The 16,861-nt window shown below is 53.2% G+C and carries 14 protein-coding genes; 8 read left to right on the top strand and 6 right to left on the bottom strand.

What is annotated here, in order from left to right; genetic code table 11:
- Positions 1-166 precede the first annotated feature (166 nt).
- A complete protein-coding gene (gene glnA, locus ABLV17_RS19235; RefSeq protein WP_015368971.1) occupies positions 167-1,576 on the bottom strand; it encodes a glutamate--ammonia ligase in 1,410 nt (469 codons plus the stop codon).
- Positions 1,577-1,952: 376 nt separating this feature from the next.
- Between glnA and typA the strand changes: the two genes are divergently transcribed.
- The 8 genes from typA (at position 1,953) to fabY (ending at position 10,062) form a co-directional block, all read left to right on the top strand.
- The gene (gene typA / locus ABLV17_RS19230; RefSeq protein WP_015368970.1) at positions 1,953-3,776 is read left to right on the top strand and encodes a ribosome-dependent GTPase TypA; all 1,824 of its coding nucleotides are present in this window, start codon (positions 1,953-1,955) and stop codon (positions 3,774-3,776) included.
- A 205-nt stretch (positions 3,777-3,981) separates the two neighbouring features.
- The gene (locus ABLV17_RS19225) at positions 3,982-4,692 is read left to right on the top strand and encodes a GntR family transcriptional regulator (RefSeq protein WP_308958196.1); all 711 of its coding nucleotides are present in this window, start codon (positions 3,982-3,984) and stop codon (positions 4,690-4,692) included.
- A gap of 7 nt (positions 4,693-4,699) precedes the next feature.
- Complete coding sequence (locus ABLV17_RS19220) at positions 4,700-5,680, top strand: TIM barrel protein (RefSeq protein ID WP_308958195.1); 981 nt, start codon at positions 4,700-4,702, stop codon at positions 5,678-5,680.
- Positions 5,681-5,777: 97 nt separating this feature from the next.
- Positions 5,778-7,037 carry an MFS transporter gene (locus ABLV17_RS19215; RefSeq protein WP_308958194.1) on the top strand — a complete coding sequence of 420 codons (1,260 nt, stop codon included), beginning with the start codon at positions 5,778-5,780 and terminating at the stop codon, positions 7,035-7,037.
- A 151-nt stretch (positions 7,038-7,188) separates the two neighbouring features.
- On the top strand, positions 7,189-7,788 hold the full coding sequence (gene yihX, locus ABLV17_RS19210) for a glucose-1-phosphatase (protein ID WP_213794900.1): 600 nt from the start codon (positions 7,189-7,191) through the stop codon (positions 7,786-7,788).
- Positions 7,782-8,642, top strand: coding sequence for a virulence factor BrkB family protein (locus ABLV17_RS19205; protein WP_348854550.1), 861 nt, complete (start codon positions 7,782-7,784; stop codon positions 8,640-8,642). Before yihX ends, ABLV17_RS19205 begins: the two co-directional genes overlap by 7 nt.
- Positions 8,639-9,076, top strand: a complete 438-nt coding sequence (gene dtd / locus ABLV17_RS19200) for a D-aminoacyl-tRNA deacylase (RefSeq protein WP_015368967.1) — start codon at positions 8,639-8,641, stop codon at positions 9,074-9,076. The genes ABLV17_RS19205 and dtd overlap by 4 nt, the downstream gene beginning before the upstream one ends.
- Before the next feature lie 44 nt (positions 9,077-9,120).
- Complete coding sequence (fabY, locus tag ABLV17_RS19195; RefSeq protein ID WP_015368966.1) at positions 9,121-10,062, top strand: fatty acid biosynthesis protein FabY; 942 nt, start codon at positions 9,121-9,123, stop codon at positions 10,060-10,062.
- 16 nt (positions 10,063-10,078) lie between these two features.
- Here the strand turns inward: fabY and ABLV17_RS19190 are convergent, their stop codons facing one another.
- The 5 genes from ABLV17_RS19190 to fdnG form a co-directional block, all read right to left on the bottom strand.
- Positions 10,079-10,996, bottom strand: a complete 918-nt coding sequence (locus ABLV17_RS19190) for an alpha/beta hydrolase (RefSeq protein ID WP_348854549.1) — start codon at positions 10,994-10,996, stop codon at positions 10,079-10,081.
- 249 nt (positions 10,997-11,245) lie between these two features.
- Positions 11,246-12,175: a formate dehydrogenase accessory protein FdhE gene (gene fdhE, locus ABLV17_RS19185; RefSeq protein WP_015368963.1), complete on the bottom strand. Its 930-nt coding sequence runs from the start codon at positions 12,173-12,175 to the stop codon at positions 11,246-11,248.
- A 5-nt stretch (positions 12,176-12,180) separates the two neighbouring features.
- Complete coding sequence (gene fdoI, locus ABLV17_RS19180) at positions 12,181-12,807, bottom strand: formate dehydrogenase cytochrome b556 subunit (protein WP_015368962.1); 627 nt, start codon at positions 12,805-12,807, stop codon at positions 12,181-12,183.
- Complete coding sequence (gene fdxH, locus ABLV17_RS19175; RefSeq protein WP_015368961.1) at positions 12,804-13,706, bottom strand: formate dehydrogenase subunit beta; 903 nt, start codon at positions 13,704-13,706, stop codon at positions 12,804-12,806. Before fdxH ends, fdoI begins: the two co-directional genes overlap by 4 nt.
- 12 nt (positions 13,707-13,718) lie before the next feature.
- Complete coding sequence (fdnG, locus tag ABLV17_RS19170) at positions 13,719-16,769, bottom strand: formate dehydrogenase-N subunit alpha (RefSeq protein WP_113374888.1); 3,051 nt, start codon at positions 16,767-16,769, stop codon at positions 13,719-13,721.
- Between the last annotated feature and the right edge of the window lie 92 nt (positions 16,770-16,861).

The raw sequence follows: 16,861 nt of genomic DNA, 5'->3' as shown, positions 1-16,861 counted from the left end.
GCACTATTTTAGTGCAGTATAGCTTTTTATTGGTAAAAAGCGCGAGAGATCAGCGTGTTGCTGGAGAAAAAAGCCCATCCTGAGATGGGCTGAAAGTTTCCACGGCAACAAAACATCCCTGGTATCCCGTGCCACAACACGGGAACACCATGGATTTACAGCAAAATCAGACGCTGTAGTACAGTTCGAACTCAACCGGGTGCGGAGTCATACGTACGCGGTCGTTTTCTTCAATGCGCAGGGCGATGTAAGCATCGATAGCTTCGTCAGTGAAGACGCCGCCTGCGGTCAGGAACTCGCGGTCTGCGTCCAGAGCCTGCAGGGCTTCTTCCAGAGAACCTGCAACCTGCGGGATTTCTTTCGCTTCTTCCGGCGGCAGATCGTACAGGTTTTTGTCCATCGCATCGCCAGGGTGAATTTTGTTTTTAATACCGTCCAGGCCGGCCATCAGCAGCGCGGCGAAGCACAGGTATGGGTTAGCAGCCGGGTCCGGGAAGCGCACTTCGATACGACGCGCTTTCGGCGAGGCAACCACCGGAATACGGATGGAAGCAGAGCGGTTACGGGCGGAGTAAGCCAGCATGACCGGCGCTTCGTAACCCGGGACCAGACGCTTGTAGGAGTTAGTGGTCGGGTTCGCCAGGGCGTTGATCGCTTTAGCGTGCTTGATAACGCCGCCGATGTAGTGCAGCGCTTGCTCAGACAGGCCCGCGTATTTGTCGCCGGAGAACAGGTTTACGCCGTTCTTGGACAGGGACATGTGGCAGTGCATGCCGGAACCGTTATCGCCAAACATTGGTTTTGGCATGAAGGTTGCGGTTTTACCGAAACGGTGAGCGACGTTGTGTACAACGTATTTGTAGATCTGAATTTCGTCCGCTTTTTTGGTCATGGTGTTGAAGCGGGTAGCGATTTCGTTCTGACCTGCAGTTGCCACTTCGTGGTGGTGAGCTTCAACAACCAGGCCCATCTCTTCCATGATCATACACATGGTAGAACGGATATCCTGAGAGGAGTCTACCGGCGGAACCGGGAAGTAACCGCCTTTCACGCCCGGACGGTGGCCTTTGTTGCCGCCTTCGTATTTGGTAGAAGAGTTCCATGCGCCTTCGATATCGTCAATGGCCACGTGGGAACCAGAGATGGATGCGCCAAAGCGGATGTCGTCGAACAGGAAGAATTCTGGTTCCGGCCCGAACAGCACGGTGTCGGCGATGCCGGTGGCGCGCAGATACTCTTCAGCGCGCTTGGCGATAGAGCGCGGGTCGCGGTCGTAACCCTGCAGGGTGCCTGGTTCCAGGATATCGCAGCGGATGATCAGCGTCGGTTCTTCGTAGAACGGGTCGATCAGCGCCGTGGTGGCATCCGGCATCAGGACCATGTCGGATTCGTTAATACCTTTCCAACCGCCAATCGAGGAGCCATCAAACATTTTGCCTTCTTCAAAGAATTCGGCATTTACCTGATGGGAAGGAATCGTGACGTGCTGTTCTTTACCTTTGGTATCGGTGAAGCGCAGATCGACAAACTTCACTTCGTGCTCGTTCAGCATCGTCAAAACGTGTTCAGCGGACATACTTAAACTCTCCCGGATTGGTCATTGTCGTCGTGGTAACGAACTTCTTACTGCTTAAAAGTGGCGTTGTTGCCTTAAAAAATATAAAGCGAAATCTGTGCCAACTTTTAAAAGTACGGTAAAACGCTGTATCATGCGCACCATAGTGCAAAAGGACTGCACCATGATGGAGATAATGCACCAAAATAGTGCTTCAATGTGAACGTTGAGCACCATTTTGGTGCAATTTTTATTACGGTGCCCTTTTATCGCTCCGTGAAAGCGGTCACAAACAAACTCTGCAATACTTGTTTGCGGAGGATCTTTGTGATCCTGTTCAGTCCTTCGCTTAATACGTGTACAATAACGCGCTATTTCTAATGCCTGAGGCAAAGTTGTGATCGAAAATCTGCGTAATATCGCCATCATCGCGCACGTCGACCATGGTAAAACTACCCTGGTTGATAAGCTGCTACAGCAATCCGGTACGTTCGACGCACGTACTGAAGCACAAGAACGTGTGATGGACTCCAACGATTTGGAGAAAGAGCGTGGGATTACCATCCTCGCTAAAAACACTGCAATCAAATGGAATGATTACCGTATCAACATCGTTGATACCCCAGGGCACGCCGACTTCGGAGGTGAAGTTGAGCGTGTTATGTCCATGGTTGACTCTGTGCTGCTGGTGGTTGATGCCTTTGACGGCCCGATGCCGCAGACGCGCTTTGTTACCAAAAAAGCGTTTGCTCACGGTCTGAAGCCGATCGTGGTCATCAACAAAGTTGACCGTCCGGGCGCGCGTCCGGATTGGGTTGTCGACCAGGTATTCGACCTGTTCGTTAACCTCGACGCGACCGACGAACAGCTGGACTTCCCGATCGTTTACGCTTCCGCGCTGAACGGTATCGCGGGTCTGGACCACGAAGACATGGCTGAAGACATGACCCCGCTGTACCAGGCGATTGTTGACCGTGTACCGGCGCCGGACGTTGACCTTGACGGTCCGCTGCAGATGCAAATCTCCCAGCTCGACTACAACAACTACGTTGGCGTAATCGGCATTGGTCGCATCAAGCGCGGTAAAGTGAAGCCGAACCAGCAGATCACTATCATCGATAGCGAAGGGAAAACCCGCAACGGTAAAGTCGGTAAAGTACTGACTCACCTGGGTCTCGAGCGTATCGAGAGCGACGTAGCCGAAGCTGGCGACATCATCGCGATCACCGGTCTGGGCGAACTGAACATCTCCGACACCATCTGCGACCCGCAGAACGTCGAAGCGCTGCCGGCACTGTCTGTTGATGAGCCGACCGTATCTATGTTCTTCAACGTCAACACCTCTCCGTTCTGCGGTAAAGAAGGTAAGTTCGTTACCTCTCGCCAGATCCTGGACCGTCTGAACAAAGAGCTGGTGCACAACGTTGCGCTGCGCGTTGAAGAAACCGAAGACGCTGATGCGTTCCGCGTTTCTGGCCGTGGCGAACTGCACCTGTCCGTTCTGATTGAAAACATGCGTCGTGAAGGTTTCGAGATGGCGGTTTCCCGTCCGAAAGTTATCTTCCGCGAAATCGATGGCCGTAAACAAGAGCCGTTCGAAAACGTAACGCTGGACGTCGAAGAGCAGCACCAGGGGTCTGTCATGCAGGCGCTGGGCGAGCGTAAAGGCGACCTGAAAAACATGAATCCAGACGGTAAAGGCCGCGTACGTCTCGACTACGTGATCCCAAGCCGTGGTCTGATCGGCTTCCGTTCAGAGTTCATGACCATGACTTCTGGTACCGGTCTGCTGTACTCCACCTTCAGCCACTACGACGACGTTCGTCCGGGCGAAGTGGGCCAGCGTAACAACGGCGTACTGATCTCTAACGGTCAGGGTAAAGCGGTTGCGTTCGCACTGTTCGGCCTGCAGGATCGCGGTAAGCTGTTCCTCGGCCACGGCGCTGAAGTTTACGAAGGTCAGATTATCGGTATTCACAGCCGTTCTAATGACCTGACGGTAAACTGCCTGACCGGTAAGAAACTGACCAACATGCGTGCGTCCGGTACTGACGAAGCAACGGTTCTGGTTCCGCCGGTTAAGATGACCCTGGAGCAGGCTCTGGAGTTCATCGATGACGACGAACTGGTAGAAGTTACTCCGACGTCTATCCGTATCCGTAAACGTCACCTGACCGAGAACGATCGTAAACGCGCTATGCGCGGTGCAAAAGAAGAGTAATTACCCTTCTTGCTACCCTTCAAACCTCGCCTCTCCGGCGGGGTTTTTTTATGCCTGTTCCTCATGCTTATCAGCTGGGCGGCGCCAGTGTCGCTCCGGGAGAGAGCTCGGTCACAATTATTCTTAAAGCTTGCGACAGCAATTGCTTTCTTTTTTTGCTCAAGAGTAAGATGAGTTATCTGGTTTAAACCAAATGGATTAAACGATGACGAATAACCCATCCACTGTGGAAAATGCGAAAGAGAAACTGGACCTGTGGTTAAAACAGGGGCTGACGGTATCGGGTGGAAAACTGCCGTCCGAGCGCGAGCTGGGCGAGTTGCTCGGTATCAAGCGTATGACCCTGCGCCAGGCGCTGCTCAGCCTGGAGGCGGAATCAAGAATATTTCGTAAAGACCGTAAAGGCTGGTTCGTTGCCCAGCCGCGTTTTAACTATAGCCCGGAGCTTTCGGCCAGCTTTCAGCGGGCAGCGATTGAACAGGGTAGAGAGCCTTCGTGGGGTTTTATCGAAAAGGTACGTACGACGGAGTATCCCGACGTCGCGGAAGCTCTCTTTGCCACCTGTCCTGCGCAAGATTTATATCTGATAACCGGCTGGGGGGCGCTGGAAGGGCATAAAGTTTTTTATCATGAAACGTTTATCAACCCGCATGTTGCGCCGGAGTTTATTACCAGGCTAAAGAACCAATCTTTTTCTTCCGTTTGGGAGAAGAGTTATCATAAAAATGTTGTTATTAAAAAATTAGCTTTCAGGCCAGTGAGAATGTCCGGCGATGTAAGTAAATTCATCGGCGGGTCTGCCGGCATGCCCGCTATTCTGATTGAAAAACATCGTGCCGATAGTGCAGGTAATATCGTGCAAATAGATCTCGAATATTGGCGATTTGAGGCTGTGGATCTCTTTATTAACTTGTAGGTATTTTATGCTCACTAAAGATAACGCTGAGAAGATCGTTTCTCGCATTGAGAATATTCCTCTTTATCTTCACGCTTATGCATATCACCTGAATATGCGGCTGGAGAGAATTTTACCGGTCGATTTATTGAAAATTGCGGATAGCCATCATTTAAAAGGTGTGAAAATACATGTCCTCGATGGTGAGCGTTACTCTCTTAGCTGTATGGATAATATGCAATTGGCCGCTTTTGGCGAGCAGGCAAAAGCGTTACGGTTGGATATTCATATAGAAACCAGCGCCTCCGATAAAGAGACCATCGATCAGGCCGTCGCTATCGCATTAAAGACCGGGGCAACCTCCGTTCGTTTTTATCCTCGTTACGAAGGGCCTTTACAGGAAGTTCTGGCAAGAATTACGGCTGATATTCAATATATTAAAGAGGCGTATAGCCAATCTGGACTCACTTTTACCATTGAACAACATGAAGATTTAAAAAGTATCGAGTTGGTTAATCTGATTAAACAAAGCGAGATGCCGTCGCTATCGCTGCTCTTTGATTTTGCCAATATGATCAATGCCAATGAACGACCGCTTGAGGCGTTGGCAGCGATGTCACCCTATGTCACTCAGGTTCACATTAAAGATGCCTGTATCATTGCGGAAAATGGCGGGCTTGGGCACCGGGCCTGTAACTCAGGTCTGGGTGATATGCCGTTTAAGGCGCTGCTGACTGAGTTAATTTGTCTGGGCCAGGAGCAACCACAGGTGATGGCGTACGGACTGGAAGAAGAAGTTGATTATTACGCGCCGCCTTTCCGCTTTGCGGCTGAAGGCGATAACCCGTGGATCCCGTGGCGACAAATGAGCGAAACGCCTCTGCCTGATACAACGCAACTTGAAGCCCGGCTGGATAAAGAAAAACAGGATGCGATCGCCCAGTTAAATTTTGTCAGGGACACCTTACACGATATAAAAAATGATGCTCTGAAAGTGCTTTCTCGCTAATTTTAATTAAATTTGGTATTTATGGCCGCTATTTTAATTTAATAGCTAAATGTTCCATGTCCTTAAATAAAAAGATGTTAAGTCATCAGGGGATCTTATGCTCACAAGAAAGAAATGGGCTATATTTAGCCTGTTAACGCTTTGTGGTGGTACCATTTATAAACTGCCTTCATTAAAAGATGCGTTTTATATACCGATGCAGGATTACTTTCATTTGACCAATGGTCAGATTGGTAATGCCATGTCGGTAAACTCAGTGGTGACAACCATTGGTTTTTTCTTGTCAATTTACTTTGCTGATAAACTTCCGCGTCGCTACACCATGTCATTTTCACTAATAGCGACGGGATTGTTAGGTATCTATCTGACAACGATGCCTGGCTATTGGGGCATTCTATTTGTTTGGGCATTATTTGGCGTCACCTGCGACATGATGAACTGGCCGGTACTATTAAAATCGGTGAGTCGGTTAGGGAATAGCGAACAACAGGGACGCTTATTTGGCTTCTTCGAAACGGGGCGCGGAATTGTCGACACCGTTATCGCATTTTCCGCATTAGCTATTTTCACCTGGTTTGGCAGTGGCTTACTGGGTTTTAAAGCCGGCATTTGGTTCTACGCAGTTATTGTCATTGTTGTAGGCATCTTGCTGTTTTTCATGCTTAAGCAAAAGGATGAGCCGACGCCCGCCGCTGATGAAGGCGCCACAAAGCAACAAACCAGCATCTCTTCGGTGCTGAAAGACAAAACTATCTGGCTGATTGCCTTCAATGTGTTTTTTGTTTACGCCGTTTACTGTGGACTCACCTTCTTTATTCCGTTCCTGAAGAATATCTACATGCTGCCGGTAGCCCTGGTGGGCGCATACGGCATTATTAACCAGTACTGTTTAAAAATGATCGGCGGCCCGATTGGCGGTTTAATTGCTGATAAGATCCTCAAATCGCCAAGTAAATATCTATTTTATACCTTCTGTATCAGTACGATGGCTTTAGTCACGTTAATTCTGTTACCGCACGAAAGTATGCCGGTCTATCTGGGTATGGTGTGTACTCTCGGGTTTGGCGCGATTGTTTTTACGCAACGCGCCGTGTTTTTTGCCCCAATTGGGGAGGCGAAAATCGCTGAAAACCAGACGGGCGCAGCGATGGCGCTGGGGAGCTTCATTGGCTATGCGCCGGCTATGTTTTGCTACAGCCTGTACGGCTACATTCTCGACCTTAACCCAGGCCTTGCAGGATATAAGATTGTCTTTGGTATCATGGCCTGCTTTGCTTGTGCCGGCGCATTCGTTTCGGTAATGTTGGTTAAACGCATCAATCGCAGAAAGAATAAATTGGAAACCGCATTGGTCTGATTTTAAGCGGTCTGCCATTTCACCAAAGCCGCAGATGTGCGGCTTTGGTCGTTTTGCGCCTGAGATGTCTTGAGCCGTTTCCGGTTTGTTCATAGTCAAACCTCTTCTTTCCCGCTACAGTTAATCTTCAACAGCGCGGAAGGAGACAAAAATGCTCTATATCTTTGATTTAGGTAATGTGATTGTCGACATTGACTTCAACCGGGTGCTCGGAACGTGGAGTGATTTGACCCGCATCCCGCTGGCGACGCTAAAGCAAGACTTTGTCATGGGCGATGCCTTCCACCAGCATGAACGCGGGGAGATCAGCGATGAAGAGTTTGCCGCCGCGATGTGCCACGAAATGAACATGCCGCTGAGCTATGAACAGTTTGCCCACGGTTGGCAGGCCGTTTTTGTCGCCTTGCGTCCAGAAGTCACCGACATCATGCAAAAACTTCGCGACCAGGGGCACCGCGTGGTCGTACTCTCGAACACCAACCGATTACATACCACTTTCTGGCCAAGCGAATATCCACAAGTGCGTGCTGCCGCAGATCATGTGTATCTTTCGCAAGAGATGGGGATGCGCAAACCCGAAATGCGTATCTACCAAAGCGTGCTGCAGGCGGAAGGATTTTCGCCGCAAGACGCGGTCTTTTTTGACGATAACGCCGATAATATAGCTGGGGCTAACCAGTTGGGGATCACCAGTATTCTGGTCACGGATAAGGAGACCATCCCCAACTACTTTGCGAAGCAGCTATGCTAAAAAGCGTTCATCAAAAAACCAAATACCATACCAGGCCGCTGGTGGCCTGGCTTAAGCTGCTGTGGCGGCGAATTGAAGAAGACAACATGACGACGTTGGCGGGGAATCTTGCCTACGTGTCTTTACTTGCGCTGGTACCGCTGATCGCCGTGGTTTTTGCCCTGTTTGCCGCCTTTCCGATGTTCTCCGACGTCAGCGTGCAGATCCGCCATTTTATCTTTGCCAACTTCATTCCGGCGACCGGCGATGTCATTCAGGGATATATCGAACAGTTTGTGGCGAACTCCAGCAGGATGACGGCCGTCGGCGCCTTTGGGTTAATCGTCACCTCATTACTGCTGATGTACTCGATTGATAGCGCGCTGAATACCATCTGGCGCAGCAGTCGGACGCGACCAAAGATCTATTCATTTGCGGTCTACTGGATGATCCTGACTCTCGGGCCGCTGTTGGCTGGCGCCAGTCTGGCAATCAGTTCCTATCTTCTCTCACTACGTTGGGCCAGCGATCTCAATAGCGTCATTGATGATGTACTACGTATATTCCCGCTAATTTTATCGTGGGCGGCGTTCTGGATGCTTTATAGCATCGTGCCCACCACCCAGGTGCGCAATCGCGATGCGGTGATTGGCTCGCTGGTGGCGGCACTGCTTTTTGAAGCCGTTAAAAAGGCTTTTGCTTTATATATCACCATGTTTCCGTCATACCAGCTGATTTATGGCGTAATTGCGGTAGTACCCATTTTGTTTGTCTGGGTTTACTGGACCTGGTGTATCGTCTTGCTTGGCGCTGAAATAACTGTCACTCTCGGTGAATACCGCAAACTCAAAAAAGAAGAAACAGAACAACCATGATTGCATTAATTCAACGCGTATCCCGTGCAAGCGTTACCGTGGAGGGTGAAGTGACGGGTGAAATCGGGCCGGGGCTGCTGGTGCTGCTGGGGGTCGAGAAAGACGATGACGAACAGAAGGCCAACCGTCTGTGTGAACGGGTGCTCGGCTATCGCATTTTCAGCGACGCCGAAGGCAAAATGAATCTTAATGTCCAGCAGGCGGGCGGCAGCGTGCTGGTGGTTTCGCAATTTACGCTGGCGGCCGATACCGAGCGCGGCATGCGCCCGAGTTTTTCCAAAGGCGCGGCGCCGGACAGAGCGGAAGCGCTGTATGAATATTTTGTTGAGCGCTGCCGCCAACAAGAAATGAATACTCAGACCGGGAGATTCGCTGCGGATATGCAGGTCTCGCTGGTAAACGATGGTCCCGTGACCTTTTGGTTGCAGGTATGAGTCAGCTTCCGGGCAGGCTGCGGGTAACAAAAGAGAGTACAGCTATGTATCACCTTCGTGTACCGCAAACAGAAGAAGAGTTAGAAAGCTATTATCAATTCCGCTGGGAGATGCTGCGTAAGCCGCTGCATCAGCCTAAAGGATCGGAACGCGACGCCTGGGATGCCATGGCGCATCATCAGATGGTCGTCGATGAAGAAGGCAACCTGGTTGCCGTCGGCCGGCTGTATATTAATGCGGAGAATGAAGCCTCGATCCGCTTTATGGCCGTACATCCTTCCGTTCAGGATAAAGGTTTAGGCACCCTTATGGCGATGACTCTTGAGTCAGTCGCCCGTCAGGAAGGGGTGAAGCGGGTGACCTGTAGCGCCCGTGAAGACGCGATGGAGTTCTTCTCTAAGCTGGGCTTTGTGAACCAGGGTGAAATCACCACGCCGACAACCACGCCGATTCGCCACTTCTTGATGATTAAACCCATTGCTTCGTTGGACGATATCCTGCACCGCGGCGACTGGTGCGGCCAGCTGCAGCAGGCCTGGTATCAGCACATTCCGCTGAGCGAAAAGATGGGGGTGCGCATTCAGCAGTATACCGGGCAAAAATTTATCACCACCATGCCCGAAGCGGGGAACCAGAATCCGCACCATACGTTATTTGCCGGCAGCCTGTTTTCGCTCGCTACCTTAACCGGCTGGGGGCTGATCTGGTTAATGCTGCGCGAGCGGCACCTTGGCGGCACGATTATCCTTGCCGATGCGCATATCCGTTACAGCAAGCCTATTAGCGGACGCCCGAATGCGGTGGCCGATTTGGGCTCGCTAAGCGGCGATCTCGATCGCCTGGCGCGAGGGCGCAAGGCTCGCGTGCAGCTTCAGGTCGAACTGTTCGGTAACGATAAGCTGGGCGCTGTTTTTGAGGGGACCTATATCGTACTGCCCGCGAAGCCGTTCGGTTCGTATGAAGAGGGCGGGAACGAGGAAGAGTAACCCGCCTCCGGCATTATTATTGGCCTGGCGTTCGCGTATGCCAGGCAATATCGCGCATCGCCTGCCTTGCCGCGAGGCTTATCCCGCCTAACTGAAAGAAACCGTGTATGACGCCCAAATAGCGCTGGCAGCTGCTTTCTATTCCCTGTGCTATTAACCGCCGGTACAGCGCTTCTCCTTCATCGCGCAAAGGGTCAAATTCGGCCGTCAGGATATGAACCGGCGGCAGCCCGTTAAAATCTTCGCGCCACAGCGGACTGGCTTCCGGGTGGGTGGCGGGTGTGGCCGCTAAATACATCTCGTAGCCGCTAAGCAGCGTATCCCGGGTAATGATGTAATCCTCGCCGTTGCAGGCGTAGCTTGCCATGCTGGCGGTAGCGTCGAGCATAGGGTAAATCAGGATAAGCTGCGCAGGTTGCCATACTCCCGCTGCTTTCAGGCGCAGAGCCGTGACCAGGGCGAGGTGGCCGCCGGCGCTGTCGCCGGCCAGCGTGATGCGAGCGGCGTCAACGCCAAGCCGCTGCGCATACCGATGGACAATGTTGGCGCCTCGTTCCGCATCATCGTGCGCCGCCGGAAAAGGGGATTCCGGGGCGAGGCGGTATTGCACGGCGATCACCCGGCATCCACTGAACCAGGCAAGCTGGCGTAATTGGTTGTCATGGGTGGCAAAGCCGCCGCTCACAAAACAGCCGCCGTGGTAATACACAATGGTGGGTAGCAAGCCGTCGTTTTTTGGCGGCGAGACGACGCGCAAGGTCATGCCATCGAGCGTGATGTCTTCAACCTGTACACGTGTTTCCGTTTCCCCCGCGAGAACAGTGCTGGCGAGATAGCCGTTTCTCCGGTCATCAATACTCTGTTCTCGTGCTGATGGCCGCCCCGCAGCAATAAACTCCTCAACCAGCGAAGCAATACCTTTTTCCAACGTCATGGCAAGTCCCTTTTACTGGATTAATATCCAGTGTTATAGCCTGGTTTTTGCGAAAAAGATATACCGAATAAAGCCGCGATCGCTTTCTGGAAAGCGGCTCGCAAAAGTGTATTTCTCAGCAAAGATCTGCTTCTTCTGTTGAACAATAGCTGGAGAAGCAGGAACGGGCTAAGGAGAGCATTTCCGGCGTGTTCACGCCGTATGAATGATAACGAGCGACCTGAGTCGCCCGTTATAGGTGCGCAGAACTTACTCCCCTTCGCCGGGGAACATGAACGGGTTAATTGAGCTTCTGGCGAAGCCTTCCTGTTCCATGCGAGCATCGAGTACCAGCGAGGCTAAATCGTCGGCAACGGCTTCGACTTTCGGGTCTTTCTCCTGATACATAATCTTCAGGTAGCTCCCGCAGTCGCCGCAGCTTTCGGCTTTCACCGCCGCCTGCTCGTTATCCAGCGACCAGTAGTGCAGGTCGCGGCTCTGTTCGCAGTTGCTGCATTTTACGCGTACCACATGCCATTCGGTTTCACACAAGTTGCAGTGCAGATAGCGCAGCCCCTGAGTGGTGCCGATTTGCACGATGCTGGAGACCGGCATCGAGCCGCAAACCGGGCAGAACTGGCGATGCTCGCCGTATTCGGCGCGCGCTTTCCCCGGGATCAGGCTGGCCATTTGCGCCCAGTACAGCGACAGCGCGGCCCAGATAAACGGCGCTTTGTCGCTGCTGACCGAGGCGAAATCGGAAGCAAACAGCGCGCTGGCCATCTCTTCCAGTTCCGGCCCGGAGGCTTTTTCCAGGTTCTCGATAACCGACAGCGCCGGGCCGCTCATCTCAGGTTTCAGCTCGGCGATCAGTGAATGCAGTAGCTTATGCCAGTGTTTATCACGCGGTAATACGTGAATATCCAGCGGCGGCTTGCCCTGATCGTTAGCCTCTTTAATGCGGGCAGTCAGATCCATCTGCAACGGATGGTCGTACAGCACCACTTCCTGCGCATGAGCGATCAGCGCGGCAAAGCGCAGGTAATCGCCCAGCGGGTTGTTGGCGGCCAGCTCGCGCAGGCGCTCTGCGCGGCGGTTATAAAGATTCTTCAGTCTGGGGAACAGTAGCGGCGGAATTGCTTCCGCCGTGCGTTTCTCGCTCGAACCCAGCTCGTCTTGCGGGATTATGCGAATACTCATGCAGTCTATTTTTCCTGTTTCTGGCGGACTTCACGGTACCAGCGCGGGTGATGTTTCTTCGCCCACGTTTTGGTAACCCAGCCTTCCACCATCGCGGTAATGGTGCCTTTCACCCAAAGGGCGGCGTAGATATGCACCATGATAACCACAATTAACGCGACTGCGGCAAAAGAATGCAGCATCAGCGCGAATCGGATCACCGGGATTGAGAATGCAGGCGCAAAGTACGGACGCCAGATGATCACGCCGCTTACCAGCAGCAGCACCAGGAAAATAATCGCCGCCCAGAATACGCATTTCTGGCCGAAGTTATAACGCCCGGTATCGCCTACTTCCTCGTTGACGACGATCTTACGAATATTCTTCGCCCAAAAGATATCATCCCGATTGATTAGGTTGTGATGCCAGTAACGGAAAAACATGATGATAAACGACGCGAACATCACCACCCCGACGAACGGGTGGAGAATACGCGCCAGCTGCGGCGTACCGAGAATATGCATCAGCCAGTTAAACGACGGGAAGAAAAAGCCTAACCCGCTTACCGCCGCCAGAATAAAGCAGAAGGCGGTTATCCAGTGGTTGATGCGTTCCGGCGCCGTGTAGCGCACGATGGTGTCACGTTTTCTCATTTGCGCACCTCGTCTTTCTCTTCATGCAGGTTGTCTTCTTCCTCATCTGCGCGGTTCGGACCGACGCCGACGTAGTGGAAGATACTGGCTGCGAAGGTCGCAGCAAAGCCGACCGCCGCCAGCGGTTTCCAGATACCTTTCCAGAATTTCACCGTTTGGCTGATTTCCGGATTCTCCGGCAGACCGTGGTACAGATTCGGTTTATCGGCATGGTGCAGCACGTACATCACGTGGGTGCCGCCGACGCCTGCCGGATCGTACAGGCCCGCCTTGTCGTAACCGCGGGTTTTCAGCTCTGCGACGCGCTCGCCGGCCAGCGTTTTCATATCCTCTTTTGAACCAAAGTGGATAGCGCCGGTCGGGCAGGTTTTCACGCAGGCCGGCTCCTGGCCGACAGTCACGCGGTCTACGCACAGCGTACATTTGTAGACGCGGTTGTCTTCCGGGTTCAGGCGCGGTACATCGAACGGGCAACCTGCGATGCAGTAGCCGCAGCCGATACACTGCTCAGACTGGAAGTCGACGATGCCGTTAGCGTACTGAATGATTGCGCCTTCTGACGGACAGGCCTTCAGGCAGCCCGGGTCAGCGCAGTGCATGCAGCCATCTTTACGAATAAGCCATTCCAGCTTGTCGTTTTGTTCCACTTCCGAGAAGCGCATGACCGTCCATGACTTGGCGGTCAGGTCCGCCGGGTTGTCATACACCCCAACGTTGTTACCCACTTCGTCACGGAGATCGTTCCATTCGGAACAGGCCACCTGGCAGGCTTTACAGCCGATACAGGTGGTAACGTCGATAAGCTTCGCCACTTCCTGCTGGTGGTCCCGCGCCTGAGGCGCGGGAGTGAAACCGTTAGTCGCGGAACGACGAATAATATCTTGCGATTGATAAGCCATAAGTCGTCTCCGTTACACCTTTTCCACGTTCACGAGGAAGGCTTTAAACTCCGGCGTCTGCGTGTTGGCGTCGCCGACAAACGGCGTCAGCGTATTGGCGATAAAGCCTTTTTTCGCCACGCCTTCGTAGCCCCAGTGAATAGGAATACCGATGGTATCCACCTCTTTACCGTGAACCTGCAGCGTACGAATACGCTTGGTCACTACCGCCTTGGCTTTGATATAGCCGCGGTTAGAGGAGACTTTCACGGTATCGCCATGGCCGATGCCGAGCTTATTCGCCAGTTTTTCGCCGATCTCCACAAACTGTTCCGGCTGTGCGATGGCGTTAAGCAGCGCGTGTTTGGTCCAGTAGTGGAAGTGTTCGGTCAGGCGGTAAGTGGTGCCGACGTACGGGAACTGCTCGGCCTTGCCCATCTGCTCGAGATCGCCTTTAAAGACGCGAGCGGCCGGGTTAGAGACCACGTTTGGATGCAGCGGGTTAGTCCCCAGCGGCGTTTCAAACGGTTCGTAGTGTTCCGGGAACGGCCCTTCAGCCATCTTATCAATAGCGAACAGACGCCCCATCCCTTCAGGCTGCATGATAAACGGACCGACGTCGCTGCCAGGGGCGGCGGCGCTGTAATCCGGAATATCCACACCACCCCATTTCGCGCCGTCCCATTTCAGCAACTGACGCTTCGGATCCCACGGTTTACCCTGCGGGTCCGCGGAGGCGCGGTTATACAGAATGCGGCGGTTTAGCGGCCATGCCCAGGCCCAGCCCAGCGTATTGCCGAGGCCTGACGGGTCGGCGTTATCGCGGCGCGCCATCTGGTTGCCTTCCGGCGTCCAGCTACCGGCGAAGATCCAGCAGCCGCTGGAAGTCGTGCCGTCGTCGCGTAGCTGTGCGAAGGAGCTCAATTGCTGCCCTTTCTTAACGATTACCGCGCCGGTTGCCGGATCGGTAATATCCGCCAGCGCTTTACCGTTGCTTTCCATCGCCACTTCTTCCGATGCCGGCTCGTGCGGCGTGGAGTAGTTCCACGTCATGTTGAGCACCGGCTCCGGCGTTGGACCGCCTTCTTCGGCATACATCTTACGCAGACGCGAGAAGATACCAGCGAGGATTTCGCCATCGGTCACGGCGATCCCCGGGGCGTCCGCGCCTTTCCAGTGCCACTGCAGCCAGCGGCCGGAGTTCACGATAGAACCGTTTTCTTCGGCGAAGCAGGTGGACGGCAGACGGAACACTTCGGTCTGGATTTTCGCCGGATCAACATCGTTGGACTCACCGTGGTTTTGCCAGAAGGTGGACGTTTCGGTGTTGAGCGGATCGATGGTCACAAGGAACTTCAGCTTCGACAGGGAAGCCACCACCTTGTTTTTGTTCGGGAACGAGGCGACCGGGTTAAAGCCCTGGCAAATATAGCCATTCACTTTGCCCTGATTCATCATCTCGAAATACTGCAGAACGTCGTAGCTCTTATCCCACTTCGGCAACCAGTCAAAGCCCCAGCTATTCTCGGCCGTAGCTTTATCGCCGAAGAAGGCTTTCATCATGGAGACGAAGAACTTCGGATAGTTGCCCCAGTAGTTCACCTGGTCTTTCAACAGCGGTTTCGGCGTGTTGGCGCTCAGGTAGGTCTGCAGGTCGGCCTGTTTTTCATTAGGCAGCGACATGTATCCCGGCAGGCTGGTTGAGAGCAGGCCGAGGTCGGTCAGACCCTGGATGTTGGAGTGACCGCGCAGGGCATTGACGCCGCCGCCTGCCATCCCCATGTTGCCAAGCAGCAGCTGGATCATCGCCATGGTGCGAATGTTCTGCGCGCCGATGGAGTGCTGGGTCCAGCCGAGGGCATACAGGAACGACGCGGTTTTATCGTGCGCGCTGGTTTCTGCAATATATTCGCAAACTTTAAGGAAATCGGCCTTCGGCGTACCACAGATGTTTTCAACCACATCCGGCGTATAGCGGGAAACGTGCTGTTTTAGCAGATTCCAGACGCAGCGTGGATGCTGTAGCGTGGTATCGCGTTTGGCGAAGCCGTTTTCATCCAGCTCGTAGTTCCAGCTGGTTTTGTCATACTGGCGTTTTTCCGCATCGTAGCCGCTGAACAGACCATCATCAAAGCTGTAGTCCTCACGCACGATCAGGCTGGCGTTGGTATAGGCTTCGGTGTATTCACGGTTGAATTTTTCGTTATTCAGCAGGTACAGGATGACGCCCGACAGGAAGGTTATGTCGGTACCGGAACGAATCGGGGTGTAGAAATCAGCCACCGACGCCGTACGCGTAAAGCGCGGATCGATAACGATGAGCTTGGCGCCGTTATGAATTTTGGCTTCCATCGCCCAGCGGAATCCCACCGGATGCGCTTCTGCGGCGTTACCGCCCATCACCACGATCAGGTTGGCGTTTTTAATATCAACCCAGTGGTTGGTCATCGCACCGCGACCAAATGTTGGAGCAAGACTTGCTACCGTTGGTCCGTGTCAGACACGCGCCTGGTTATCCACCGCCAGCATCCCGAGGGCGCGGGTGAATTTTTGCGTTAAATAGCCGGTTTCGTTACTGGAAGCGGAGGCGCACAGCATACCGGTGGTCAGCCAACGGTTAACGGTGGTGCCGGCGCTGTTTTGGGCGATAAAGTTGGCGTCACGGTCTTCTTTCATCAGCTTCGCGATGCGATCGAACGCTTCGTCCCAGCTGATTTGCTGCCATTTATCAGAACCTGGCGCGCGATATTCCGGGAATTTCAGGCGGCTTTCAGAATGGATAAAGTCCACCAGACCGGCCCCTTTCGGGCAGAGCGCACCACGGTTTACCGGATGATCCGGATCGCCTTCGATATGGAAAATGGATGCTTTGGCGTTTTTCGCACCGTCGCCGAGGCTATACATCAATAGCCCGCAGCCAACGGAACAGTACGTACAGGTGTTGCGGGTTTCGCGAGTACGCAGCAGTTTATACTGCCGGGTTTCCGCGAGCGCAGTAGCCGGGGCAAAGCCCAGCGCTGCTGCCGTCGTGCCTGCCATACCGCCAGCGCAGATCTTAAAGAACTGCCTTCTGCTGACCTGCATGGTTCGCTCCTTGTTTCGACATTGTCACATGTAGTTATTTACTTTGCGGTGAAGGCCGCAAAGGTTCAGAATTGAGTTAATTTCCCTCGGTC

It is taken from the genome of Klebsiella sp. CN_Kp091, from assembly GCF_040065095.1.
Lineage (GTDB): Bacteria > Pseudomonadota > Gammaproteobacteria > Enterobacterales > Enterobacteriaceae > Klebsiella > Klebsiella aerogenes.
Note: the sequence above shows the minus strand (reverse complement) of the source record. Positions and strands in the feature narration are given on the sequence as shown.